Source organism: Pandoraea soli (assembly GCF_902459595.1).
Classification (GTDB): Bacteria; Pseudomonadota; Gammaproteobacteria; order Burkholderiales; family Burkholderiaceae; genus Pandoraea; species Pandoraea cepalis.
The window spans coordinates 896,385-921,398 of the sequence record NZ_CABPSG010000001.1 but is presented as its reverse complement, the minus strand read 5'-3'; the positions used below and the strand labels follow the sequence as shown (position 1 = coordinate 921,398).

Sequence of the window (25,014 nt, the reverse complement as noted above, 5' to 3'; positions counted from 1 at the left end):
GACTTCTTCATCTGCAGAACTCCCTCTTAACGAGAAAATTCTACTTCTCCCAGCGCCGGTTTGCGGGGGGCATTACCTCAGGACTGGAGACATCCAGGTCTTGATCGATGGCGATCAATACGATGGGCAGTTGTATAGGCGATAAACGTGGGGGCGAAGTCGAGTGTTGGAGCTTGAAAGCCGTTTACCCCATGTACTATCTTTGACTTATCGCTGAAACAACAGCGGTCCGGGGTGAGAGCCCGTAAAACGTAGGCGGACAGCCGCCTGACCTCCCCCCAAAAAACGTGAGCGCTGCTGGGAGTCATTAGACAACGATGGCAGCATAAAGCCCCGACAGGCAAAGCTGTGCGGGGCTTTTTGGTAAATTATGGGAAATGCTAGGCGTTAAATTGGTCCCCCCGACAGGAATCGAACCTGTATCTAGCGCTTAGGAGGCACTCGTTCTATCCATTGAACTACAGGGAGGGCGCGATGACGGTTTGACGCAGGCAGCCAACAGTCTCGCGAGCGCAAGAGTATAACAAAAAGACCTTGCGCGACACCGTCAAAACAGCGATCGCGATTTGGCTCATGCCGCTGATGCGTCGCCGAATACGTCGGTTGTGTCTGCGGGCGGGCCGTCTCAAACCACACCCTCGGCGCGCAACTGCGCGATCCCGGCGTCGTCGAATCCGAGGCGTTCGCGCAGGATGTCGTCGCTGTGCTGTCCCAGCGTGGGCGGTGCGGTGCGCGCAAGCGGCGGCGTCTCGCTCATCTTCATGGGACTGGCAACCACGCGCGCAACGCCCCCCGACGGATGCGGCAACGCCACCTCCATGCCGCGCGCCTTCACCTGCGGATTCGCGAACACCTCCGGCAACGTGTTGATCGGCCCACAAGGCACGCCTGCGGCTTCCAGCTTGTCGATCCAGACATCCTTGCCGAACTTGCGCACCATCGCGGCGAGCATCGGCACCAGCACTTCCCGTTGCCGCACGCGCGATGGATTCGTCGCAAAACGCGCGTCGTCCGCCAGTGCCGCTTCGCCGCCAGCCTCCACGAACTTGCGGAACTGGCCGTCGTTGCCCACCGCCACGATGATCCAGCCGTCGTCCGCCGTCTGGAATGTCTGATACGGCACGATGTTCGGATGCGCATTGCCCCAGCGAACCGGCGCCTCACCGCTTGCGAGATAGTTCGTATTCATGTTCGCCAGCATCGCCACCTGCGTGTCGAGCAGCGCCATGTCGATGTATTGACCCACCCCCGTGCGGTCGCGATGTGTGAGGGCCGCCATGATGGCGATCGTCGCGTACATCCCGGTCATCAGGTCGGCAATCGCGACGCCCGCCTTCTGTGGGCCGCCGCCGGGCTGGCCGTCACGCTCGCCCGTAATGCTCATGAAGCCCCCAATGCCCTGCACGATGAAGTCGTAGCCCGCGCGCGACGCGTAGGGACCATCTTGGCCGAAGCCTGTCACCGAGCAATAGACGAGATCGGGCTTGATGGCGCGCAGCGACGCGTAATCCAGCCCGTATTTCGCCAACTGTCCCACCTTGTAGTTCTCAACGATCACGTCGCTCTGCGCCGCCAACGCCTTGACGATGGCCTGCCCTTCGCCAGAGGCGATATCCAGCGTAAGCGAGCGCTTGTTGCGATTCGCGGCGAGGTAGTAGGCGGCTTCGCCCGTCTCGCGTCCATCGGCGTCACGCTGGTACGGCGGCCCCCATCGGCGAGTGTCGTCCCCGACACCGGGGCGCTCGACCTTGATCACGTCCGCGCCCAGATCGGCCAGATTCTGTGTGGCCCATGGGCCGGCCAACACGCGCGAAAGGTCCAGTACCCGGATATGACTCAGCGCACCCATCGTCCGCTCTCTCCTCGATTTCATCGTCTGATTGCTGTCCCGACATTGTGATCGGAACATTGTTTTGCATTGCGGAACTAGAGCGTTGAAGTCTACGGTGTGCAATGCGCGGCTGACCAGCGCCGTTTCGCAGTGCGGTTGTTGGCTGGGCGCTGTGGGGGGACTGATTTCCCGTATAATCAAAAGTTTGCAAAATACCCCGCCCAGCTTGACTGGCCCGGTCCCCACGCTCCTTCGCACGCTATGAAAGTCGCAGACATTCGGGAAAAATTCCTCACCTTCTTCGAGTCGAAGGGGCACACCATCGTGCGCTCGTCGAGCCTCGTGCCGTCCAACGACCCCACGCTGCTGTTCACGAACTCCGGCATGGTGCAGTTCAAGGACGTATTCCTCGGTCTCGAAACGCGCCCCTACAAGCGCGCGACCACGGCCCAGCGCAGCGTGCGCGCGGGCGGCAAGCACAACGACCTCGAGAACGTCGGCTACACGGCCCGCCATCACACGTTCTTCGAAATGCTGGGCAACTTCTCGTTCGGCGATTACTTCAAGCGCGAAGCCATTCAATACGCCTGGGAACTGCTGACGGACGTCTACAAACTGCCCAAGGACAAGCTCTGGGTGACCGTCTACCAGGAAGACGACGAGGCCTACGACATCTGGGCGAAGGAAGTCGGCGTGCCGACCGAGCGCATCATCCGCATCGGCGACAACAAGGGCGCGCGTTACGCGTCGGACAACTTCTGGCAGATGGCCGACACCGGTCCGTGCGGCCCGTGCTCGGAAATTTTCTTCGACCACGGCGCAGACGTATGGGGCGGCCCGCCGGGATCGCCGGAAGAAGACGGCGACCGCTATATCGAAGTCTGGAACCTCGTGTTCATGCAGTTCAACCGCGACGAGCAGGGCAACATGACCCCGCTGCCCAAGCCGTGCGTGGATACCGGTATGGGGCTGGAGCGTATCGCGGCCGTGCTGCAACATGTGCACAGCAACTACGAGATCGATCTGTTCCAGCACCTGATCAAGGCGGCCGGCCGTGAGACCGGCGTGACCGATCTCGCCGCGAACTCGCTCAAAGTGATCGCCGATCACATCCGCGCGTGCTCGTTCCTGATCGTCGACGGCGTGATTCCGGGCAATGAAGGCCGCGGTTATGTGCTGCGCCGAATCATCCGCCGTGCGATCCGCCACGGTTACAAGCTCGGGTGCAAGACGCCATTCTTCTACAAGCTCGTGCCCGACCTGGTCGCAGAGATGGGCGCTGCCTATCCGGAACTGGCGCAGGCGCAGCAGCGCGTGACCGACGTGCTCAAGCAGGAAGAGGAACGCTTTGGCGAGACCATCGAGAACGGCATGGAGATTCTCGACGGCGCCCTGGCCGATCTGGCCAAGCGCGGCGTGACCACGCTCGACGGCGAACTCGCCTTCAAACTGCACGATACGTACGGCTTCCCGCTCGACCTGACGGCGGACGTCTGCCGCGAGCGCAGCATCACCGTGGACGAAGCGAGCTTCGACGCCGCCATGGCGCGTCAACGCGAACAGGCGCGCGCCGCCGGCAAGTTCAAGATGGCGACGGCCCTCGAATACAACGGCGACAAGACGCGCTTCCAGGGCTACGACACGCTCGCGCTCGACGGCGCGAAGGTGACCGCGCTCTACGTCGACGGCACGAGTGTGAACAAGCTCGCCGCCGGGCAGCAGGGCATCGTGGTGCTCGATACCACGCCCTTCTACGCAGAGTCGGGCGGCCAGGTGGGCGATCAAGGGCTGATTACGGCGGGCAGCGCCCGCTTCGGTGTGTCGGACACACAGAAGATTCAGGCTGACGTCTTCGGTCACTACGGCAAGCTGGAATCGGGTGAATTGACCGTGGGCGCGGCGGTCACGGCGCAGGTCGATGCCGTGCGTCGCGCACGCACGGTTCGCAACCACTCCGCAACGCACCTGATGCACAAGGCGCTGCGCGAAGTGCTGGGCGGTCACGTGCAACAGAAGGGCTCGCTCGTCGACGCCGACAAGACCCGTTTCGACTTCGCCCACAATGCCGCGATGACTGCCGACGACATTCGTCGTGTGGAGGACATCGTCAACGCCGAAGTGCTGGCCAATGCACCGACGCAGGCCGCCGTGATGTCGTTTGACGACGCGGTGAAGGGCGGCGCGATGGCGCTGTTCGGTGAGAAGTACGGCGACGAAGTGCGGGTGCTCGATATCGGCACGTCGCGCGAACTGTGCGGTGGTACGCACGTGGCGCGCACCGGCGACATCGGCCTGTTCAAGATCGTGATGGAAGGGGGCGTAGCCGCCGGTATTCGCCGCGTGGAAGCGATCACCGGCGACAACTCGGTGCGTTTCGTGCAAAAGCTCGACGATCAGGTCAACGAAGCGGCTGCTGCGCTCAAGACCCAGCCAGCCGAACTGACGCCGCGCATCGCGCAGGTGCAGGAACAGGTCAAGTCGCTGGAGAAGGAACTGGCGGCGCTCAAGTCGAAGCTGGCATCGAGCCAGGGCGACGAATTGCTCGAGAAGGCCGTCGACGTGAGCGGTCTGAAGGTGCTGGCGGCACAACTCGAAGGCGCCGACGTCAAGACGCTGCGCGAGACGATGGACAAGCTCAAGGACAAGCTGGGCAGCGCGGCAATCGTGCTCGCGGCGGTCGAGGGCGGCAAGGTCAGCCTGATCGCCGGCGTGACGGCCGACGCCACCAGCAAGGTCAAGGCCGGTGAGCTGGTCAACTTCGTCGCGCAACAGGTCGGGGGCAAGGGCGGCGGTCGTCCCGACATGGCGCAGGCCGGCGGTACCGATCCGTCGCAACTGCCGCAGGCGCTGGCCGGCGTGCAGGGCTGGGTGGCCGGCAAGCTGTGACGCCATGGTGAGCGCGGCGGCATACGCCGCAGCTCGCCGCGGGACCTGCCGTCTCCGGTAGTCCATCGGGATGGCTCATGCAAAACGCGCACTTCGGTGCGCGTTTTGCGTTCATTGCCCCTGATGACAAAGGGGGTCCGCCGCTTTGCGCAATGGTTTGCATGTAAAGTATTCGGCAGAGCGCGCGCGTTGATGCGCGTTTTTTTCCTCCATTGCCGTTTATGCCAGCCACCGTCGCCGATTCCGACAGAGCCGTCTCGTCGCGCCAGCCGTCCCCCGAGCGCGCGGCATGGCGTATCGCCCTGTCCTGCATGCTCGCCCTGGCCATTGCGATGGGCATTGGGCGCTTCGCGTTCACCCCGATGCTGCCGCTGATGCTGCACGAGCACCTCACCGACATCGAGCATGGCAGTTGGCTCGCGTCGCTCAATTATGCGGGCTACTTCGTGGGTGCGCTGTCGTGCATGTGGCTGCGTTTTACGCCGACGCGCATCGTGCGCTTCGCGCTGGCGGCCACGGTCGTGCTGACGCTCGCCATGGGGCTGATCGAGTCGTTCGCCGTGTGGGCCGTCGTGCGCACGCTGGCCGGTGTCATGAGCGCCTGGGCGATGGTGTTCTCGGCCGGATGGGCCTTTCGAAAGCTCGGCGAGCTGCGCATGCCGAGTCTGGGCGGCGTGATCTTCGCGGGCCCTGGGGCCGGCATCGTGTTGACGGGGTTGCTCGCGAGCCTGAACAATACCCTGGCGTGGCCCGCGCGCGGCGGGTGGCTGCTGTGCGGTGTGCTCGCGCTGGCACTGCTTGCGTTGATCTGGCGTACCTTCGTACCCGATGGCCCCGAATCATCGACCATTGCCAACACGTCCCAGTCCTTGCACGCCGCACAGGCGCAGACCGCGACGCATGCCGTCAATCACGGCAGCGGCGAGACGGTGATTCCCGTCACCGTGCTCTACAGCCTTGCCGGTTTCGGCTACATCATTACTGCGACGTTCCTGCCCGTGATTGCGCGTCAGGCGCTGCCGGGTTCGTCTTGGCCGGATCTCTTTTTTCCGTTGCTCGGCCTCATGGTGATGCCGGGCGCCATCATCGGTGCGCGGGCGCCGCAAGCCTGGGACAATCGTTTGCTGCTTGCGGCGTGCTACGTCGTGCAAGGCGTGGGTGTCGGCATCGGCATCATGCTGCCGAATGTGGTGGGCTTCGCGTTGGGTAGCGTGATGGTCGGGCTGCCGTTCACGGCGATAACCGTGTACGCGGTGCGTGAGTGCCGACGCCTGCGTGGGGACAATGCCAATGGTCTGATCGGCCTGGTGACGGCATCGTACGGGATCGGCCAGATCGTTGGGCCGCTGGTCGCGGCGCCTCTGGTCGCGGCGACCGGTACCTTCACGGCAGCACTGCTATGTGCGAGTGGCGCGCTGGTGATGGGGGCGATCGGCTTCGTATGGGACTGGCGACGCTCGCTCGAGCGCGCACCCTGACGCGCCCGGGCGCCGAGGCGCCGCGGCGACACTTTCATCCCCTGGAACTTGCTATGTCCTTTACCCTGCAGGCGGGCAGAAAAGCCGCCACGGCCATCAGCGATGCCGAGCGCCAGATGCGTGTCGACCTCGCGGCCTGTTACCGGCTCGTTGCGCTGTACGGCTGGGACGATCTCATCTACACCCATATCTCGGCGATGGTGCCGGGTGAGCCGGGACACTTCCTCATCAATCCATTCGGTCTGACGTTCGATGAGGTGACGGCGTCGAATCTGGTGAAGATTACGATGACCGGCGAGATCGTGGGCGAGAGCGAACATCCGGTGAACGTGACCGGGTTTGCGCTGCATGGCGCGGTGCACGCGGCACGTCCGGATGCCGTATGCGTCATGCATCTGCACAACACGGCAGGCATCGCGGTGTCGATCCAGCCCCATGGTCTGCTGCCGATTTCGCAGCACGCGTTGCGTTTTCACGAGCGCATTGGCCACCACGATTACGAGGGGCTGGCGTTTTCGCCGTCTGAGGGCGAGCGGCTCGTGGCGTCGCTCGGGGCGCATTCGGCCATGCTGTTGCGCAATCACGGCACGCTGACAACGGGACGCTCGGTCGCCGAGGCCTTCGTGCTGATGGCAACGCTCATCAAAGCGTGCGAGATCCAGTTGCAGGCACTGGCCGGCGGTATGGCGCCCCATTTGCCGAGTCCGGCCGTGCAGGACAAGACCGCGCTTCAGCTCGAAGATGGCGGCGCCATCGAAGGCGTGCTCGAGTGGCCTGCGCTGCTGCGCAAACTGGATAGAATAGACGCCTCGTTTCGCGATTGACCGCCGCGCAGGCGCAACATCGGGAACGCACGGCAAGCCCGCACGCTTTGAATGCGAGCGTGGGCGGCGCTGCCGATCTTGATAACGACACGAGGAGAGAGACTGCAATGCCAACGTTTCACGTCGAGATGTTCGAGGGGCGCTCGATCGAGCAAAAGCGCGCATTCGTCAAAGCGGTCACCGAAGCGGCCGTCACGACGATCGGTTGCACACCGGAGTCCGTCGACATCATCATTGCCGAAGTCAAGCTCGAGAACTGGGCGACTGCCGGCGCGCTGTGGTCGGATCCGCGTCCCGAGTCAGTCTGAAGGTGTCGGTGGTCTCCCGCAGGGGCGCCACCGGTAGGTCAAAGGCAGAGGGTCTCGCAGGATCCCTGCCGCATTGATGAGGTTGTCATGTCGCAAGTCCCGTCTGCATCGAACATTCCCGCTTCCACCCTGACGAACGCTCCGTCCCTGACGGCCGCTGATGGCAGGGCGGCCCAAACGCCACAACATTTCGCCTCGGACAACTACGCCGGGATTTGCCCCGAGGCGTTGCATTATCTGATTGAGGCCAATGCCAGCGGCCACGAAGTCGCTTATGGCGACGATACCTGGACGCAGCGTGTCTGCGACGGTATTCGCAATCTGTTCGATACGGACTGCGACGTCTTCTTCGTATTCAACGGCACGGCGGCAAATTCACTGGCGCTGGCCTCGTTGTCGCAGTCGTATCACTCCGTGATCTGCCACGAACTGGCCCACGTCGAGACCGACGAGTGCGGCGGTCCCGAATTTTTCTCCAACGGCGCGAAGCTGCTTACCGCCCGCGGTCGCGAGAACAACGGCAAGCTCACGCCGGACGCCATCGAGTCCGTCATCAATCGACGATCGGACATTCACTTCCCGAAGCCCAAGGTCGTCACGCTGACGCAGGCCACGGAGGTCGGCACGGTCTACTCGGTCGACGAGGTCAAGGCGATCTCGGCGTTGGCCAAACGGCGTAACTTGCGCGTGCATATGGATGGCGCGCGCTTTGCCAATGCGGTCGCGACGCTGGGCTGTCATCCGGGCGACGTGACGTGGCGGGCCGGCGTGGACGTGCTTTGCTTCGGCGGTACGAAGAACGGGCTGCCGGTCGGCGAGGCGGTGGTGTTCTTCAACCGCTCGCTGTCGGAAGACTTCGCGTATCGGGTAAAACAGGCCGGGCAACTGGCCTCGAAAATGCGCTTCATTTCCGCCCCCTGGCTCGGCATGCTGGAGAACGATACGTGGCTGCGCAACGCGCGTCACGCGAATGCGATGGCGCAGTTGCTCGCGCAACGCATTCGCGACGTGCCGGGTGTGTCGATCATGTTCGAGACGCAAGCCAATGCCGTATTTGCGGAACTGCCGCTGCATGTGATCGAGGCGCTGCGAGCCAAGGGCTGGCGCTTCTATACGTTCATCGGCGCGGGCGGTTGCCGCCTGATGTGCGCGTGGGACACCCGGCCGGAGACGGTCGAGCGTCTGGCGGCGGATATTCGGGCGCTGAGTACAAACGCGTGACCAAACTCATATCGGTTGTTCCGGCCGCGCGGCGATTCAGGTCGGCTGCGGCGCGTGTGCCGCGGGCTTGAGAAAACGATGCGCCAATGCGTGATAGAACGATGGCGCGATGGTTTTCGACACCTGGGTTGAGAGCAGGGCCACGGCCATGAGCGGGATCACCATCTGATGGCCGTCGATCATCTCCATGACAATCACGAACGACGTAATCGGTGATTGCGTGACCGCTGCCAGATACCCGACCATGCACAGCGCGGCAATGGCCGGCAGCGGCACCACCGACGTGAGGTGGGCCATCACGTTGCCTAGCCCGGCCCCGATGGCAAGCGACGGCGCGAAAATGCCGCCCGGAATTCCCGACATATAGGACACGCACAACGCTGCAAACTTTAGCAGCGCGTAAAGCGGCGACAGTGCGACATGCGACTCAAGCAAACCGCGCGCCTCTGCGTAGCCGCTACCAAAGGTCGTGCCGCCGGAGGCCAGGCCGATCGCAGCGATGGCCAGGCCACACAGGAAAGCGAAGCGCACCGGGTGCGAACGGCGTATGGTGACCAGCGGGGCGGGCATCCAGCGCGGGACGTTAAGCATCAGCCAGCCGAACAGTCCGCCGCTCACACCGGTCAGCAGGCTGGCGGCAACGAGCACCGGGATCAGTGTCCAATGAAAGTCGCTGAGCGCCTTGATCTGCCCGAAGTACAGATAGTTGCCCTGCAGGCCGAGTGCTACGACGCCGGAAAAGATGATGGCCGTGATGAGCGTGCCGCTGCTGCGTGCCACGAAGCTCCGGCTGAGTTCCTCGATGGCAAATACGACCCCCGCGAGTGGCGTGTTGAACGCTGCTGCGAGACCGGCCGCAGCGCCTGCCAGCGTCAATTGACGTTCGATGTGCACGCTGCTGCGCCGATACCCGCGCCGCATTGCATACATGAGCGATGCACCGATCTGCACCGTTGGCCCTTCGCGACCGATGGTGAAGCCGCAGAGAATGCCCAGAAACGAGATCGCAATTTTGCCGATCATGATGCGCATCGACAACAGCGACGACGACAGACGCGGCTCCTGAAGCGTTGCGATGACTTGCGGAATCCCGCTTCCTTCCGATCCCCGGAAGAACTTTTGCGTCAACCAGATGGCCAGTGCGGCGCCGAGCGGCGTGACGACCAGCGGCAGCCAGATGCCATACGACAACATGCGCTGGAACAGCTCGAAACCGAAGTCGATCAGCTTGGAGTACACCACCGAGACCAGGCCGACGAGCACCGCACCCAGCCAGAACACCCCATAGTTGTGCCAGAGGCGACGAGAGCGATGTATGCCGCGTCTGGCCAGGCGCGTCGATAGCGAAAGGGCTGCCGGGGGAGACGGCGAAGGCGACGGGGGCGGCGTTGAGGCCGTATTGGGTGGGAGATCTGACACGTGGCCGCAAGCAAATATTGAAAGACAAGCGACGATTATACGCCTCCGCACCCTGCGAGCTTGCTCCACAGGTGTCTCGGAATCTACCGAATGTGCAGCGCGTCATGAGTTCATTTAAGATATTCGAATTCGCCAAAGAACGATCATGAACGAACTCATTTACTGTCCCCGCTGTGCCGCGCCGCTCGACTCGCGCGAGGTCGCCGGGCGTATTCGCCGCGCCTGTCCCGATGCGGCTTGCGGTTTCGTCCACTGGGACAACCCGCTGCCCGTCGTGGCCGGACTCGTGGAGTACCGAGGCCAGATCCTGCTGGCGCGCAATGCTGCCTGGACCGAAGGCATGTTTGCGCTCATTACCGGTTTTCTCGAACGCGATGAGACGCCCGAAGACGGCATCCGGCGCGAGATCAAGGAAGAGACCAATCTGGACGCCGACGCGATGTCGCTGCTCGGCGTCTACGAGTTCATGCGCAAGAACGAGCTGATCATCGCTTATCACGCAGTCTGCGATGGGGACATTCGTCTGTCGGACGAACTCGCCGAGTTCCGGCTTGTCGCCCCCGAGCGGTTGCGTCCGTGGCGCGCCGGTACCGGGCACGCGGTGGCCGAGTGGCTGCGGCGGCGCAATCTGCCGGTCGAATATGTGGAATCGGCCCGGCTATCCATTGCCGGCTGACGAGAGGCGCCGAGGACTACGGTAGAATCGCAGCTTGCGGGCCAACCCCCGGTACACGATCAGAACGAGTCGGATCCAAGGGACATCAGGAACATGAGCATGGAATTTCAGAAAGAAGTCGACGCAAGCGGACTGAACTGTCCGCTGCCGATCCTGCGCGCCAAGAAAGCGCTCGCCGACATGCAGAGCGGCGAAGTGCTGCACATCATCGCCACCGATCCGGGCTCGGCGCGCGATTTCAGCGCGTTTGCCAAACAAACCGGCAACGAACTCATCGAATCGCGCGAAGAGGGCAAGACGTTCCACTTCCTGATGCGCCGCCGCTGATCGCGAGGCGTCATCTCGCCGAACCCGCCCGCCGATGCGTGATGTGCGGCGCACGGCGCAGCGGGCACAAAAAAGCCGACGGACAATTGCCGTCGGCTTTTTCTTTGACACAAGGTCTGGCGCTTATGCCAGATCGAGTTGCGTCTCGCGCAGGTATTCGCGGAAGGCATCCTTGAGTTCCGGATGGCGCAGCGCGAACTCCACGGTGGCTTTCAAGTAGCCAAGCTTGCTGCCGCAATCGAAGCGCTTGCCCTGGTAGCGATACGCCAGCACGACTTCATCCTGCATCAGCTTCTGGATGGCGTCGGTCAACTGAATCTCGCCGCCAGAGCCCGGATCGATTTCGCGGATGCAATCGAAAATGCGCGGGCGCAACACATAACGGCCGACCACGCCCAGATTCGACGGGGCATCTTCCGGCGCCGGCTTTTCGACGATATTCGTGAGCTTGACGATGTCCTTCTCGCCCCACTCGTTGCCCGCGACGATCCCGTACGAGCGGCTTTGCTCGATGGGGATCTCTTCTACGCCGATGATCGAGTTGTGATAGTGGTTGTACAGGTCGACCATCTGCTTGAGCACCGGCGGCTCGCCGTCGAGCAAGTCGTCGGCGAGGATGACGGCGAACGGCTCATCGCCCACGAGCTTCTCGGCGCACAGCACGGCGTGACCCAGGCCCAGCGCCTTGGGCTGGCGCACGTAGAAGCAATCGATATGCGGCGGCTTGATCGAATGCACTACGTCGAGCAGCGCCTGCTTGTTCTTGGCCTCGAGTTCCGCTTCGAGTTCGAAGGCGGTGTCAAAGTGGTCTTCGATCGCGCGCTTGTTGCGGCCCGTCACGAAGATCATTTCCGTAATGCCGGCGGCCGCCGCTTCCTCCACCGCGTATTGAATCAGAGGCTTGTCCACGACGGGCAGCATTTCCTTCGGGCTCGCCTTGGTGGCCGGGAGGAAGCGGGTGCCGAGGCCCGCAACGGGGAACACGGCTTTGGTCACAACGGTTTTCATTGGTATCTCCCTGGTGATATGAGCACGTCTCAGGCGGGCAGGCGGGCGAGCTGAGCCTGCAATTTACCGAGAACCGCTTCAAAGTCGACCAATCGTTGCTTCTCGAGTTCCACGACGTTGGCGGGCGCGCGTGCCACGAAGCTCTCGTTGGAGAGCTTGCCGTGGCATTTGGCGATCTCGCCCTCGAGGCGCTTCACTTCCTTGCCCAGTCGCTCGCGCTCGGCGGCGACGTCGACTTCCACCTTCAGCGCCAGCTTGTTCGCACCCACGACAGCAAGCGGCGCACCGGCCGCTTGCGCGTCGAGCGTCGCTTCGTCTGCCAGCACTTGCACTTCAGAGAGCTTGGCGAGCGTTTGCAGATACGGCGCAATCGACGTCAGGAAGTCCACATCGCCCGCGACCAGCAGCGGCACGCGTTGCGCGGGCGAGAGGTTCATTTCGCCGCGCAGGTTGCGGCAGGCGTCGACGGCGGTCTTCAACTGCTGCATCCAGGCTTCATCGCCCTCGTCGATCTTGCTTGCGTCGGCCACCGGATACGGCTGCACCATGAGACTGGCTTCGCCTGCTGCCTTGTCCGCCGGATAGCGGCCAGCCAGCGGTGCCACCTTCTGCCACAACGCTTCGGTGATGAACGGAATGATCGGATGCGCCAGACGCAGCACCGTTTCGAGTACGCGCAGCAAGGTGCGACGCGTGGCGCGCTGTTGCGCCGGGGTGCCGTTCTGAATTTGCCACTTGGCCAGTTCAACGTACCAGTCGCAGTACTCGTCCCAGACGAACTTGTAGATCGCGCTGGCGATGTTGTCGAAGCGGTAGTCGGCGAAGCCCTTCGCGACATCGGCTTCCACGCGTTGCAGCAGCGACACGATCCAGCGGTCGGCGCGCGAGAAGTCGAGCTGGCCGTCCGGGCCGCAATCGCCTACGCACGGCGCCAGACCGCAGTCCTGGCCTTCGCAGTTCATCAGCACGAAGCGCGTGGCGTTCCACAGCTTGTTGCAGAAGTTGCGATAACCTTCGCAGCGCGCCAGATCGAAGTTGATGTTCCGGCCAAGCGTGGCCATCGAAGCGAACGTGAAGCGCAGCGCGTCGGTGCCGAACGGCGCAATGCCGTCCGGAAATTCCTTGCGCGTCTTCTTCTCGATGCTCGCAGCCTGCTTCGGGTTCATGAGACCCGTCGTGCGCTTGGCGAGCAGGGCGTCGAGCGACACGCCGTCGACGATGTCGATCGGATCGAGCGTGTTGCCCTTCGACTTGGACATCTTCTGACCTTCGGCGTCGCGCACCAGGCCGTGCACGTAGACCGTCTTGAACGGCACCTTGCCGGTGAAGTGCGTGGTCATCATGACCATGCGCGCCACCCAGAAGAAAATGATGTCGAAGCCGGTCACGAGCACCGACGACGGCAGGAAATGCTTGAGTTCGGGGGTCTCTTGCGGCCAGCCGAGCGACGAGAACGGCACCAGTGCCGACGAGAACCACGTGTCGAGCACGTCTTCGTCGCGCTTGAGCGCGCCGGTGTAGCCCGCCGCGCGGGCCTTCTCGGTGGCTTCCTCTTCCGTGCGGGCGACGTACACGTTGCCTGCGTCGTCGTACCAGGCCGGAATCTGGTGGCCCCACCAGAGTTGACGCGAGATACACCAGTCCTGAATGTTTTCGAGCCACTGGTTGTACGTGGTCGTCCAGTTCTCCGGGACGAACTTGATCTCGCCGCTGCGCACGACGTCGAGTGCGGTCTCGGTGATCGACTTGCCCGGATGGAACGTGCCTTCGGGGGCCGGTTTGCTCATCGCCACGAACCACTGATCGGTGAGCATCGGCTCGATGATCGTACCGGTGCGGTCGCTGCGCGGCACCATCAGCTTGTGCGGCTTGACCGATTCGAGCAGGCCGAGGGCGTCGAGGTCGGCCACGATCTGCTTGCGCGCGTCGAAACGATCCAGCCCGCGGTACTTTTCCGGGGCGTTGTCGTTGATCTTCGCGTCGAGCGTGAGAATGTTGATCTGCGGCAGGTTGTGGCGCTGACCGACGGCGTAGTCGTTGAAGTCGTGTGCCGGCGTGACTTTCACCACGCCCGTGCCGAATTCGAGATCGACGTAATCGTCGGCGATGATCGGGATTTCGCGATCGCACAGCGGCAGTCTGGCCGTCTTGCCAATCAGGTGCTTGTAGCGCTCGTCTTCCGGGTGGACCATCAGCGCGGTGTCGCCGAGCATCGTTTCCGGACGCGTGGTGGCCACCGTGAGCGACCCGGAGCCGTCGGCGAGCGGGTAGCGGATGTGCCACAGCGAGCCGTCTTCTTCCTCGCTCACCACTTCCAGGTCGGACACGGCTGTGAGCAGGGTCGATTCCCAGTTCACGAGACGCTTGCCGCGATAGATCAATCCTTGCTCGTGGAGCGTGACGAACACGTCGCGCACGGCGCGCGACATCTTCTCGTCCATCGTGAAGTATTCACGGCTCCAGTCGATCGATGCGCCCAGGCGGCGCACCTGACGCGTGATCGTGCTGCCCGATTCTTCCTTCCATTCCCAGACGCGCTCGACGAATTTCTCGCGGCCGAGGTCATGGCGCGAGACTTTCTGGGCATCGAGCTGGCGCTCGACGACGATCTGCGTGGCGATGCCCGCGTGGTCGGTGCCCGGTACCCAGAGGGTGTTGGCGCCTTTCATGCGGTGATAGCGGGTGAGGCCATCCATGATCGTCTGGTTGAACGCGTGACCCATGTGCAGCGTGCCGGTTACGTTCGGCGGCGGCAACTGGATGCTGAAATCTTCGCGGGCGTCGTCGAAAGTCGGCCGGGCATAGCCGCGGCGCTCCCATTCGGGGCCCCAGTGGGCTTCGACGTCCTGCGGCTCGAAGCTTTTGGCAAGCGTATTGTCGCTGTCGCTCATGGATTGGATGGACCGTGTAATGCGTGAAACCTTGAATTATAAAAGATTCGGTGGCATTTCCGCGCCGCAGCAGGATTTATAATCGAGCTTCACTCGAATTTCCTTCCCGACATGCCCGATCTGCTCGCCAATCTGAACCCCGAACAACTGGCCGCCGTAACCCTTCCGGACGAGCCGGCCCTCATTCTGGCGGGCGCGGGTTCCGGCAAGACGCGCGTGCTGACCACACGTATCGCCTGGCTGATCCAGCACGGGCACGTGGGGCCGGCCGGGATTCTGGCCGTCACCTTCACCAACAAGGCGGCCAAGGAAATGCAGGCCCGTCTGGGCGCGATGCTGCCGATCAGCACGCGCGCCATGTGGATCGGCACCTTCCACGGGTTGTGCAACCGCATGCTGCGCGCGCATTTTCGCGACGCCGGGCTGCCGCAGAGCTTCCAGATCCTCGATCAGGCCGACCAGCTCTCCGCCATCAAGCGTCTGCTGAAGGCGTCGAACGTCGACGACGAGAAGTATCCGCCGAAAAATCTGCAGTATTTCATCAACAACGCCAAGGAGCAGGGCCTGCGACCGCACGAGGTCGAGGCCAACGACGCCTTCAACCAGAAGTTCGTCGAGCTGTACGCTGCCTATCAAGCGCAGTGTCAGCGCGAAGGCGTGGTCGATTTCGCCGAACTGCTGCTGCGCTGTTACGAGCTGCTCAAGCACAACGAGCCGTTGCGCGTGCACTACCAGTCGCGCTTCCGGCACGTTCTGGTCGATGAGTTCCAGGATACGAACAAGCTCCAGTACGCGTGGCTCAAGATGCTCGCGGGATCGAACGCCGCGGTATTCGCCGTGGGCGACGACGATCAGAGTATTTATGCGTTTCGTGGCGCCAACGTCGGCAATATGGCCGATTTCGAGCGTGAATTCCGCGTGCGACACCTGATCAAGCTCGAACAGAACTACCGCTCGCACGGCAACATCCTCGACGCGGCCAACGCGTTGATTTCCAACAATGCGCGGCGTCTGGGCAAGAATTTGCGCACCGACGCGGGGCACGGCGAGCCGATCCGTGTCTACGAGGCGGCGACCGACCTGCAGGAGGCGAGCTGGCTCGTCGAAGAGATCAAGGCGCTCGTCGCGCAGGGTCTCTCGCGGCAGGAGGTCGCCATTCTCTATCGCAGCAATGCCCAGTCGCGGGTGATGGAACACGCGCTCGTGGGCGCGGGCATTGCCTACCGGGTGTATGGCGGTTTGCGCTTTTTCGAACGTCAGGAAGTCAAGCACGCGCTGGCGTACCTGCGCCTGATCGAGAATCCGAACGACGACACGGCGTTCGCGCGGGTCGTGAACTTCCCGACCCGGGGGATTGGCGCGCGTTCGTTGGAGCAACTGGCCGACGCGGCGCGACTCTACAACTGCTCGATGTATGCCGCAGTGCCGTACATGACCGGCAAGGCGGGCACGAATCTGACGGCATTCGTGCGGCTCGTGGAGCAGATGCGTCACGATACCGAGCGGCTCACGCTGCCGGAGGTGGTGGCGCGCGTCATCGACGCCAGCGGATTGATCGCGCATTATCAGACCGAGAAGGAAGGCCAGGATCGCATCGAGAACTTGCAGGAATTGGTGCATGCGGCCACGGCGTTCGTTGCCGAGGAAGGCTATGGGCTCGACGCCCCAGCGCGTTTGATCGCCATGCGTCCCGCGCTGTCGGGCGCGCCCGATCTGCTGGCCTCGCCCGACGGCGTGGTCGACGCCGATACGCCGGTGGAGATGACGCCGCTTGCCGGCTTCCTGTCGCACGCGTCGCTCGAAGCGGGAGACAACCAGGCCGAGGCGGGGCAAGACGCGGTGCAATTGATGACGGTTCACGCGGCCAAGGGCCTTGAATTTACGGCAGTCTTCGTCACCGGTCTGGAAGAGGGACTCTTCCCGCACGAGAACAGTGCGCTTGAACTCGATGGTCTCGAAGAAGAGCGGCGACTGATGTACGTGGCCATTACGCGTGCCAAGGAACGGCTGTATCTGTCGTTCACGCAAAGCCGCATGCTGCACGGACAGACGCGCTATAACGTACGCTCGCGCTTCTTCGACGAAATCCCCGAGACGGTATTGAAGTTCCTGACGCCGCGCTCGCAACCGGGGGCGCGGCTGGGGCAAGCCGAGCCCGCCTGGGGGCGCGATTGGTTCGGGCGAGGGAAGACGAGTGCGCCGAAGCAGGAAGAGTGGGTGGCGACCCGATCGGAGCAGGCCCTTGCCGACCGTTCGCGCGCCTCGGAGACAGGCTTCAAGCTGGGCCAGGGCGTTTTCCACACCAAGTTCGGCGAAGGCAAGATCATCGGCCTGGAGGGGGCGGGGGCCGAAGCCCGCGCCCACGTGAAATTCGGCCGACATGGTGAGAAGTGGCTGGCGCTGGCTGTCGCGAAGCTCCAGCCGATCGAGTAACGGCGCGGCCGTCGTCACCCATGACAAAGGGCACCCGCGGGTGCCCTTTGTTTTGCGCGTCTGTCGTTGACGCCGACGTTCCCGCTTATGCTTCCGGCGGGGCGACGTTCGGATCGATGGCGCCGATCTCCTGCACGCCGAAGCAACCGCGATAGCTCGCGTAGAAAGAGCAATACAGCACGGCCGTGAACAGGATCGAGTACGGCATCAACAAGAGCATCGCATATTGTTGAATGCCCATCGCAGCCATCGTCAGCGTCACGATCAGCGGCAACACGGTGGCGACGACCGCCGTGCACAGGCCGTAGACGACGAACGCACGGAAGTTGCGCACACAGGCCGTCCAGCTGAAGAACAGCGCCTTGATGGGCGGGATGTCGTGCCAGGCCACGAGCACCGGTGCGAACCAGAACATCATCGCCACCGGTATGTAGGCTACTGCCACCGCGAGCATCGCCTGTCCCATCGAGCCGTTCGTGAGCGATTCTTCGCTGATGCGGCCGTCGAAGAGCATCTTGTTGAGCAGGTCGCCGCCGTCGAACAGCGCCGAGAACAGGAACACGACGGTCATCGCCACGATGTAGTAACCGCCGAGCATGAGCAGCCGGCGCGAGACTTCCTTGCCGTGGCCGCGAAAGCCGTCGAGCAGTACGTGGGGCAGCACCTGCTTGTTCTTGATGATGTCGCGACAGGCTGCCATGAAACCGACCGACAGGCCTGGGATGAACAGCAGCGGCAGGAAAGCGCCTACGACCGGCAGGATCGAAAGCACCATCACCCCGAACAGATAGGCGAAGAGCAGCGTCAGAATGGCGAGCGGGTTCTTGCGGAACAGCCAGATGCCTTGGCGCAGCCACACGTATCCACTCTTCGGCGGGACTTCAAGCAATTGCATAGGGTTCGAATGACTCCGATAGGATGTCGAGTTACCGCAAGGGGATGGAAGGGGCTTCGATGCGTTGGCGCAGGATTCGTTCGAAATGCCCCGGATCGTGCGGCTTGAGCATTTCGGCCGCCCGCGGCAGGTGAAAATCATACAGGCGCGACAGCCAGAAGCGCAGCGCGGCGGCACGCAACATGTCGCGCCAGTGAGACGCTTCGATGTCGGTCAGCGGGCGCACCGTCTCGTAGGCGCGCAACATGGCATGCACGCGCGCTTCGTCCAGCACGCCGGTCGACAGGTCGCAGCACCAGTCGTTGACCGTCACGGCCAGATCGAACAGCCATTTGTCGCAGCCCGCGAAATAGAAATCGAAGAATCCGCCCAATCGCGGCGAACCGTCTTCAGCCTTGTCGAACAGCACATTGTCTCGGAACAGATCGCAGTGGCACGGTCCCGCCTGCATGGCGCGATAGTCGCTCGACGCGAAGAACCCGGCCTGATGCGCCATCTCGCTCTCCAGTAACGCGCGCTCGGCGTCGCTCAGGAACGGCATGACCTCGGGGGCGGCCTCGCGCCACCACGGCAGGCTGCGCAGATTGGCTTGCTCGAGCGTGAAGTCGCGCCCGGCCAGATGCATGCGCGCAAGCATCGCCCCGACATGCGCGCAGTGTTCGGGCGCGGGGGCCAGCTCGGAGCGTCCGGCCAGCTTGGTGACAATGGTGGCGGGCTTGCCGTTCAACTCGCTCAGAATCTCGCCCGTGCGGTCGGGTATCGGGTCGGGCACCGGCACACCGTGATGGGCGAGATGGCCCATCAACTGGAGGTAGAACGGCAACTGCGTGGCCGTGAGCTTCTCGAACAGCGTCAGCACGAACTCGCCGCGCTCGGTCGTCAGGAAGTAGTTGGTGTTCTCGATGCCGGAGCTGATGCCCCGAAAGTCGAGAACATTCCCCAGATCGTAGCGTTGCAGCCATGCCTGGAGCTGCTCGGGCGAGACGGAAGTGAAAACAGCCATGCGTGCGTTAAGTGGAAATGTCTCAGACAAACGGCCCGCGCACGTGCAGCGGGCCGCTGGTGTGAAACAGACAGGATGCAGGCGCACCGCTGGGCGGCGCGCGGAGGTGACTCAGATTACCAGAGACGTCAGAACTTCAGGCCAACGGACGGCAAACGGTCGTTTTGCGACGTGTTGTCGCGCGTACGCGGCGCGTTGTCCGGCGGCGTGGTCAATTGGTAATTGGTGCCGAAACGCGAATGGACATCGACCTCCGTGGGTTTGCCTCGGTCGCGGAACTCGGTCACGGTGGTGCCTTGGTCGTTGACGTAGTAGCTCGGCTTGCGCTCCTGGTTGACGTCGACCGACGATTTGCTGGTGGCGGCGGCGCGGGCGTCCGCCTCACGTTTGGCGGCCTGTGCGGAGGTCTCCTGGCCATCCTGGGCGAAGGCATGGCCCGCGAACAGCAGGCCCGCACCGATCATCAGGGGCAGGGCACGGGAAAAGCGCGTTGTCATCATTATTCTCCGAGGGCGAGAACGCATTCGCGGCGTGTGAGGCAAGTCTGGCCGACGCAACGGGTTCCAATATGTCCATTCTATCAAACGTCCCCCGCTTCGCATCGTGAAATCGCGTCGAATGCGCCGTAGTTGCTTGCCTTTCGAGGGATGCCATGCCTTGGACGCGCATTTTTTCTCGTCACCGGCGCACGGTTAATCGATTCGATTGCGTACCCTTACCGTCTTTATATTGCTTTTGGTTATAAATAAATCGCAAGACAATCGTTTTCGTTGAAGTCATCTTCTGGCATCCTGCGTCATTGTCTAGATGGGCGGCCGTGTGTCGCCCATCTGCATTCTGGAGTCCCAAATCATGTCGCTATCCGCCGCCTCGGCCGCCGTCAAAACGGCACCGCCTTCGCCGTCCTCCTATAACGCCCGGCCGCTTGCCATCGCGCTGGTGCTGATCGTTGTGGGCATCGCCTACGTGCAGGCCACCGTCGGGCCGAAGCAGGCCGCACTGGCCGGTATCGGCGCCTTGCTCGGTGTGACGCTTTACCACGCCGCATTCGGCTTCACGTCGGCCTGGCGCGTGTTCATCGCCGACCGGCGCGGCGCGGGTCTGCGCGCGCAGATGGTGATGCTCGCCGTTGGCGTCGTGCTGTTCTTTCCCGCGCTGGCGGATGGCGTGCTCTTCGGTAACAAGGTCGCCGGCTTCGTCTCGCCGGTTGGCGTGTCGGTGGCGCTCGGTGCTTTCATGTTCGGTGTCGGCATGCAACTCGGCGGCGGTTGCGCGTCGGGCACGCTCTATACCGTGGGGGGCGGCAGCACGCGCATGATCGTCACGCTGGCGGCGTTTGTGGTGGGGTCGGTGGTGGCAACGGCGCATCTGCCGTGGTGGGAAGCACTGCCGCATATCAAACCGGTCTCGCTGGTCAAGACGTGGGGCTTGTGGCCTGCGCTCCTCGCCAATCTGGCGTTGTTTGCCGCGATCGGTGGCTTGACGCTGTGGGCGGAGAAGCGCCGTCACGGCCGTGTCGTGGGTGTGCCGATGACGCGCAGCGCAAAGGGCACGCCCGCGTTGCTGCGTGGCCCCTGGCCGCTGGTGTGGGGTGCGCTGGCGCTCGTGCTGCTCAATTACGCCACGCTGGCATTGGCCGGCCGCCCGTGGGGCGTAACATCGGCGTTCGCGTTGTGGGGCGCCAAGGCGTTCATGGCGCTGGGCATCGACGTGGCCTCGTGGCCGTACTGGGCGAAGCAGGCCAATGTACTGAACGCGCCGATCGCACAGGACGTCACCACCGTCATGGACATCGGGATCATTCTCGGCGCTCTCGCTGCCGCCTCCATCGCGGGCAAGTTTGCCCCTGTGTGGAAGATTCCAGTGCGTTCGCTGCTCGCGGCGGTTGTCGGCGGATTGCTGCTCGGTTACGGCGCACGTCTGGCCTACGGCTGCAATATCGGCGCGTACTTCAGCGGCATCGTCTCGGGCAGCCTGCACGGTTGGCTGTGGTTGGCGGCGGCGTTTGCGGGCAATGTGTTCGGCACGCGCCTGCGTCCGTTGTTCGGTCTGGCCGTGGAAACCACGCCACGCGAGACCGGCTGCTGATCGACATCCCCCGCCGGCAGATCTTCCGTCTGGCAAACAAAAATACGGCGCCTGCGATCACTCGCGGCGCCGTATTGACTTTGGACGATGACGCTTGGGCGACTGCCCGTCGCGATTACAGGTAGAACATCTTCTCGCTGCTTTCCGTTTCGGGCTCGATGTGGCCGTCGTAGAACGCGAACACCGCTTTGAGGATTTCGTCGGGGTCGTCCATGACCTGCACCAGATCGAGATCCTTTTCGCCGATGAGGCCCATCGGCAGCATCGTCGAGCGCACCCATTCGAGCAGCCCCTTCCAGAATTCCGTGCCGACGAGAATCACGGGCACATGGCGCGACTTCTGGGTCTGGATGAGCGTGAGGACTTCGGACAGTTCGTCGAGCGTGCCAAAGCCCCCCGGCATGATGACGAACGCGTCCGAGTTCTTCACGAACGTGACCTTGCGCGTGAAGAAGTGTCGGAAGCGCAGTGAGATGTCCTGGTACTGATTGCCCTTTTGTTCGTGCGGCAATTCGATGTTCAGGCCGACGGTCGGCGAGGCGCCACCATGCGCGCCCTTGTTGGCGGCTTCCATGATGCCGGGCCCGCCGCCGGAGATGACGGCAAAGCCGTTGTCGGAGAATTTCCGGGCGATGGTCATCGTCAGTTTGTAAAACGGCGATTTCGGCTTGATGCGCGCGCTGCCGTAGATGCTGACGGCCGGCCGGATCTCGGACAGGTACTCGGTCGCCTCGATGAACTCTGCCATAATCGTGAACATCTGCCACGACGCGCGCGCCTTTTTTGCGGTGGCGCGCTCATGGTCTGCGAGCATGCGCAGACTCGGTATTTCTTTTCTTCTCTTGGTCATATGTCGGAACAGCAAAGTCTGGAAGGTAAGACGCTCTTATTGGTCGATGGTTCGAGTTATCTCTATCGAGCCTATCACGCCCTGCCGGATTTGCGCGGTCCCAATGGCGAGCCGACGGGGGCGCTTCACGGCATCGTCAATATGCTGCGCCGCATGCGTAAAGACGTCCACGCAGAGTATAGCGCCTGCGTTTTCGATGCCAAGGGCAAGACGTTCCGCGACGATTGGTACCCCGAATACAAAGCGAATCGTCCGTCGATGCCGGAAGATCTGCGCGCGCAGATCGAGCCGATTCACGAGGCGGTGCGCGCCATGGGCTGGCCGCTGTTGATGATCGATGGCGTGGAGGCCGATGACGTCATCGGCACGCTTGCAAGGCAGGCGGCCGAGCGCGGCATGCGCGTGGTCGTCTCCACCGGCGACAAGGATCTGGCGCAACTCGTGAACGACCGCGTGACGCTGGTCAACACAATGACGAACGAAACGCTCGATGCCGCCGGCGTCGCCGCGAAATTCGGCGTGCCGCCCGAGCGCATCGTCGATTACCTCACGCTTGTCGGTGACACGGTCGATAACGTGCCGGGCGTGGACAAATGCGGGCCGAAGACGGCCGTCAAGTGGCTCACGCAATACGGAGATCTCGACAATCTCGTTGCGAACGCCGAGGAGGTGAAAGGGGCAGCGGGCGAAAACCTGCGCCGCGCGCTCGACTGGCTGCCAATGGGGCGCAAGCTTGTGACGGTCGCGCTCGATTGCGATCTCGCGCCGCAGGTCACCTCCATCGACGCGAGCTTGCAGTCGCAGCCCGAAGATGTCGAAACGCTGCGCGATTTCTTCGTGCGTCACGGCTTCAAGACCCTGCTGCGCGAAGCGCAGGCCGCCGTTGCCACGCAGGCCGGTGAGCCGGCGCCGGCACCTGCGGCCGACACGATCGAGCGAGAATACGAAGCGGTGCTGACGTGGGCGCAGTTCGACGCATGGCTGAAGATCATCGAGTCGGCCGAGTTGACGGCCTTCGATACCGAGACCACCTCGCTTGACGCAATGCAGGCGCAACTCGTTGGCCTGTCGTTGTCCTGCGAACCGGGACGCGCCGCCTACATCCCGGTGGCGCATCGCGCGCCGGGCGACGTCGACCAATTGCCGCGAGACGAAGTCCTGGCGCGGCTGAGGCATTGGCTCGAAAGTCCGGACCACAAGAAGGTCGGACAGAACCTCAAGTACGATGCCCACGTGCTGGAAAACTACGGCATCGTGTTGCGCGGCATTGCACACGACACGATGCTTCAGTCGTATGTGCTCGAATCGCACCGTGGCCATGACATGGACGGCCTGGCCGCACGCCATCTCGGTGTGACGACCATCAAGTACGAAGAGGTGTGCGGCAAGGGCGTCAAGCAGATCGGCTTCGACGAAGTGAGCGTCGAGCGCGCGACCGCCTACGCCGCCGAAGACGCCGACATCACGCTGCGACTCCATCGCGCGATCTATCCCGACGTGGCGCGTGAAGCCACGCTGGAGTTCGTCTACCGCGACATCGAAATGCCCACGGCGCGCGTGCTGCAACGCATGGAGCGCAACGGCGTTCTCGTCGATACGGCCCGTCTGGCCGCACAAAGCGACGAGATCGGCCAGAAGCTGGTCGCGCTCGAATCCGAAGCGTTTGCACTCGCCGGGCAGCAGTTCAATCTGAATTCGCCCAAGCAGATCGGCGACATCTTCTTCACGCAGCTGCAACTGCCGATCGTCAAGAAGACGGCGAGCGGTGCCCCGTCGACCGACGAGGAAGTGCTTCAGAAGCTCGCCGAAGACTATCCGTTGCCGAAGGTGCTGCTCGATTACCGCGGCCTTGCCAAGCTCAAGTCGACGTACACCGACAAGTTGCCGAAGATGGTCAATGCCTCGACGGGCCGCGTGCACACGAACTATGCGCAGGCCGTGGCGATCACCGGGCGCCTGGCGTCGAACGATCCGAATTTGCAGAACATTCCCGTGCGCACGGCCGAGGGGCGCCGCATTCGCGAGGCATTCATTGCGCCTCAGGGCAGCCAACTCGTGTCGGCGGACTACTCGCAGATCGAGCTGCGCATCATGGCGCATATCTCGGGCGACGAAAGTTTGCTGCGGGCATTCGCCAACGGCGAGGACATTCACCGCGCCACGGCGGCGGAAATCTTCGCCGTCACGCCGATCGAGGTGTCGACCGAACAACGTCGCTACGCCAAGGTCATCAACTTCGGTCTGATCTACGGCATGAGTGCGTTCGGGCTGGCCGCGAACCTCGGGATCGAACGCGACGCCGCCAAGCAGTACATCGACCGCTATTTCATGCGCTACCCCGGCGTGGCGCGTTACATGGACGAGACGCGCAAGAGCGCGAAGGCGCGCGGCTATGTCGAAACGGTCTTCGGACGCCGTCTGTGGCTACCGGATATCAATGGCGGCAACGGACCGCGCCGCCAGGCCGCCGAGCGAGCCGCCATCAATGCCCCGATGCAGGGCACGGCCGCCGATCTCATCAAGCTCTCGATGATTGCTGTGCAGCGCTGGTTGGACGACAGCGGCCTGCAGACGCGTCAGATCATGCAGGTGCACGATGAACTGGTGCTCGAAGTGCCCGACCATGAACTGGCCGAGGTTCGCAAGCGTTTGCCGGAACTGATGTGCGGCGTGGCGAAGTTGCGCGTGCCGCTCGTGGCCGAAGTCGGTGTGGGCGAGAATTGGGAACAGGCCCACTGAACGGCGTTGGGTTGACACCTAAAGTGAGTGCGTCGCACGGGCGGCACCCCGCCTTGGCCGACGCCGCTGTCGGCCCGTATCGCATGGCTCAATAGCGGGAATAGGGTGACAGCCATACCCGAACTCCGCACTCTGCG

18 protein-coding genes and 1 tRNA gene are annotated in these 25,014 nt (G+C 63.1%); 10 read left to right on the top strand and 9 right to left on the bottom strand.

Translation table 11 applies throughout. The annotated features are described in order from the left end of the window. Positions 1-393: 393 nt before the first annotated feature. Both PSO31014_RS03955 and PSO31014_RS03950 read right to left on the bottom strand, forming a co-directional pair. Positions 394-468 (bottom strand) — tRNA-Arg (locus PSO31014_RS03955). A 157-nt stretch (positions 469-625) separates the two neighbouring features. Then, positions 626-1,849, bottom strand: coding sequence for a CaiB/BaiF CoA transferase family protein (locus tag PSO31014_RS03950; protein WP_150550371.1), 1,224 nt, complete (start codon positions 1,847-1,849; stop codon positions 626-628). A 243-nt stretch (positions 1,850-2,092) separates the two neighbouring features. On the opposite strand from PSO31014_RS03950, the gene alaS reads away from it, so the two are divergent. The 5 genes from alaS to PSO31014_RS03925 all read left to right on the top strand — a co-directional run bounded on the left by alaS (position 2,093) and on the right by PSO31014_RS03925 (position 8,548). Next, complete coding sequence (gene alaS, locus PSO31014_RS03945; protein WP_150550370.1) at positions 2,093-4,717, top strand: alanine--tRNA ligase; 2,625 nt, start codon at positions 2,093-2,095, stop codon at positions 4,715-4,717. A 221-nt stretch (positions 4,718-4,938) separates the two neighbouring features. Further along, a complete protein-coding gene (locus PSO31014_RS03940; protein ID WP_150550369.1) occupies positions 4,939-6,195 on the top strand; it encodes a YbfB/YjiJ family MFS transporter in 1,257 nt (418 codons plus the stop codon). Between the two features lie 53 nt (positions 6,196-6,248). Then, positions 6,249-7,019 (top strand): class II aldolase/adducin family protein, encoded by a 771-nt coding sequence (locus PSO31014_RS03935; protein ID WP_150550368.1) that lies wholly within the window; start codon positions 6,249-6,251, stop codon positions 7,017-7,019. A gap of 59 nt (positions 7,020-7,078) precedes the next feature. Then, positions 7,079-7,327, top strand: coding sequence for a 4-oxalocrotonate tautomerase (locus PSO31014_RS03930; RefSeq protein ID WP_281349032.1), 249 nt, complete (start codon positions 7,079-7,081; stop codon positions 7,325-7,327). A gap of 87 nt (positions 7,328-7,414) precedes the next feature. After that, positions 7,415-8,548 (top strand): threonine aldolase family protein, encoded by a 1,134-nt coding sequence (locus tag PSO31014_RS03925; protein WP_246176211.1) that lies wholly within the window; start codon positions 7,415-7,417, stop codon positions 8,546-8,548. Between the two features lie 36 nt (positions 8,549-8,584). Here the strand turns inward: PSO31014_RS03925 and PSO31014_RS03920 are convergent, their stop codons facing one another. Then, complete coding sequence (locus PSO31014_RS03920; protein ID WP_343039569.1) at positions 8,585-9,829, bottom strand: chloride channel protein; 1,245 nt, start codon at positions 9,827-9,829, stop codon at positions 8,585-8,587. Positions 9,830-10,112: 283 nt separating this feature from the next. Here PSO31014_RS03920 and PSO31014_RS03915 point away from each other — a divergent pair, with 283 nt between their 5' ends. Beyond that, complete coding sequence (locus tag PSO31014_RS03915) at positions 10,113-10,643, top strand: NUDIX domain-containing protein (RefSeq protein ID WP_150550366.1); 531 nt, start codon at positions 10,113-10,115, stop codon at positions 10,641-10,643. A 99-nt stretch (positions 10,644-10,742) separates the two neighbouring features. Beyond that, positions 10,743-10,970, top strand: a complete 228-nt coding sequence (locus PSO31014_RS03910; protein WP_017231876.1) for a sulfurtransferase TusA family protein — start codon at positions 10,743-10,745, stop codon at positions 10,968-10,970. A 123-nt stretch (positions 10,971-11,093) separates the two neighbouring features. Here the strand turns inward: PSO31014_RS03910 and galU are convergent, their stop codons facing one another. Both galU and PSO31014_RS03900 read right to left on the bottom strand, forming a co-directional pair. Further along, complete coding sequence (galU, locus tag PSO31014_RS03905; protein WP_017231875.1) at positions 11,094-11,978, bottom strand: UTP--glucose-1-phosphate uridylyltransferase GalU; 885 nt, start codon at positions 11,976-11,978, stop codon at positions 11,094-11,096. A gap of 29 nt (positions 11,979-12,007) precedes the next feature. Then, positions 12,008-14,869: a valine--tRNA ligase gene (locus tag PSO31014_RS03900; protein WP_150550365.1), complete on the bottom strand. Its 2,862-nt coding sequence runs from the start codon at positions 14,867-14,869 to the stop codon at positions 12,008-12,010. Between the two features lie 111 nt (positions 14,870-14,980). On the opposite strand from PSO31014_RS03900, the gene PSO31014_RS03895 reads away from it, so the two are divergent. Then, the gene (locus tag PSO31014_RS03895; protein ID WP_150550364.1) at positions 14,981-17,302 is read left to right on the top strand and encodes a UvrD-helicase domain-containing protein; all 2,322 of its coding nucleotides are present in this window, start codon (positions 14,981-14,983) and stop codon (positions 17,300-17,302) included. Positions 17,303-17,387: 85 nt separating this feature from the next. Here the strand turns inward: PSO31014_RS03895 and PSO31014_RS03890 are convergent, their stop codons facing one another. The 3 genes from PSO31014_RS03890 to PSO31014_RS03880 all read right to left on the bottom strand — a co-directional run bounded on the left by PSO31014_RS03890 (position 17,388) and on the right by PSO31014_RS03880 (position 19,697). Beyond that, positions 17,388-18,197, bottom strand: coding sequence for a BPSS1780 family membrane protein (locus PSO31014_RS03890; RefSeq protein WP_150550363.1), 810 nt, complete (start codon positions 18,195-18,197; stop codon positions 17,388-17,390). 31 nt (positions 18,198-18,228) lie between these two features. Further along, positions 18,229-19,200 carry a homoserine kinase gene (locus PSO31014_RS03885; protein ID WP_150550362.1) on the bottom strand — a complete coding sequence of 324 codons (972 nt, stop codon included), beginning with the start codon at positions 19,198-19,200 and terminating at the stop codon, positions 18,229-18,231. 128 nt (positions 19,201-19,328) lie between these two features. After that, positions 19,329-19,697 carry a hypothetical protein gene (locus tag PSO31014_RS03880; RefSeq protein WP_150550361.1) on the bottom strand — a complete coding sequence of 123 codons (369 nt, stop codon included), beginning with the start codon at positions 19,695-19,697 and terminating at the stop codon, positions 19,329-19,331. A 355-nt stretch (positions 19,698-20,052) separates the two neighbouring features. On the opposite strand from PSO31014_RS03880, the gene PSO31014_RS03875 reads away from it, so the two are divergent. Then, positions 20,053-21,288, top strand: a complete 1,236-nt coding sequence (locus PSO31014_RS03875; RefSeq protein WP_150550360.1) for a YeeE/YedE family protein — start codon at positions 20,053-20,055, stop codon at positions 21,286-21,288. Positions 21,289-21,403: 115 nt separating this feature from the next. Here the strand turns inward: PSO31014_RS03875 and PSO31014_RS03870 are convergent, their stop codons facing one another. Beyond that, positions 21,404-22,138: an LOG family protein gene (locus tag PSO31014_RS03870; RefSeq protein WP_150550359.1), complete on the bottom strand. Its 735-nt coding sequence runs from the start codon at positions 22,136-22,138 to the stop codon at positions 21,404-21,406. Between PSO31014_RS03870 and polA the strand changes: the two genes are divergently transcribed. Beyond that, positions 22,139-24,877 (top strand): DNA polymerase I, encoded by a 2,739-nt coding sequence (gene polA, locus PSO31014_RS03865; protein ID WP_150550358.1) that lies wholly within the window; start codon positions 22,139-22,141, stop codon positions 24,875-24,877. The last annotated feature ends 137 nt before the right edge of the window (positions 24,878-25,014 follow it).

Bases quoted from the DNA above. Each gene is read 5' to 3' on its own strand.
- PSO31014_RS03950 (WP_150550371.1), bottom strand. From the start codon at position 1,849: ATGGGTGCGCTGAGTCATATCCGGGTACTGGACCTTTCGCGCGTGTTG.
- alaS (WP_150550370.1), top strand. From the start codon at position 2,093: ATGAAAGTCGCAGACATTCGGGAAAAATTCCTCACCTTCTTCGAGTCG.
- PSO31014_RS03940 (WP_150550369.1), top strand. From the start codon at position 4,939: ATGCCAGCCACCGTCGCCGATTCCGACAGAGCCGTCTCGTCGCGCCAG.
- PSO31014_RS03935 (WP_150550368.1), top strand. From the start codon at position 6,249: ATGTCCTTTACCCTGCAGGCGGGCAGAAAAGCCGCCACGGCCATCAGC.
- PSO31014_RS03925 (WP_246176211.1), top strand. From the start codon at position 7,415: ATGTCGCAAGTCCCGTCTGCATCGAACATTCCCGCTTCCACCCTGACG.
- PSO31014_RS03915 (WP_150550366.1), top strand. From the start codon at position 10,113: ATGAACGAACTCATTTACTGTCCCCGCTGTGCCGCGCCGCTCGACTCG.
- PSO31014_RS03910 (WP_017231876.1), top strand. From the start codon at position 10,743: ATGGAATTTCAGAAAGAAGTCGACGCAAGCGGACTGAACTGTCCGCTG.
- galU (WP_017231875.1), bottom strand. From the start codon at position 11,978: ATGAAAACCGTTGTGACCAAAGCCGTGTTCCCCGTTGCGGGCCTCGGC.
- PSO31014_RS03900 (WP_150550365.1), bottom strand. From the start codon at position 14,869: ATGAGCGACAGCGACAATACGCTTGCCAAAAGCTTCGAGCCGCAGGAC.
- PSO31014_RS03895 (WP_150550364.1), top strand. From the start codon at position 14,981: ATGCCCGATCTGCTCGCCAATCTGAACCCCGAACAACTGGCCGCCGTA.
- PSO31014_RS03890 (WP_150550363.1), bottom strand. From the start codon at position 18,197: ATGCAATTGCTTGAAGTCCCGCCGAAGAGTGGATACGTGTGGCTGCGC.
- PSO31014_RS03885 (WP_150550362.1), bottom strand. From the start codon at position 19,200: ATGGCTGTTTTCACTTCCGTCTCGCCCGAGCAGCTCCAGGCATGGCTG.
- PSO31014_RS03880 (WP_150550361.1), bottom strand. From the start codon at position 19,697: ATGACAACGCGCTTTTCCCGTGCCCTGCCCCTGATGATCGGTGCGGGC.
- PSO31014_RS03875 (WP_150550360.1), top strand. From the start codon at position 20,053: ATGTCGCTATCCGCCGCCTCGGCCGCCGTCAAAACGGCACCGCCTTCG.
- PSO31014_RS03870 (WP_150550359.1), bottom strand. From the start codon at position 22,138: ATGACCAAGAGAAGAAAAGAAATACCGAGTCTGCGCATGCTCGCAGAC.
- polA (WP_150550358.1), top strand. From the start codon at position 22,139: ATGTCGGAACAGCAAAGTCTGGAAGGTAAGACGCTCTTATTGGTCGAT.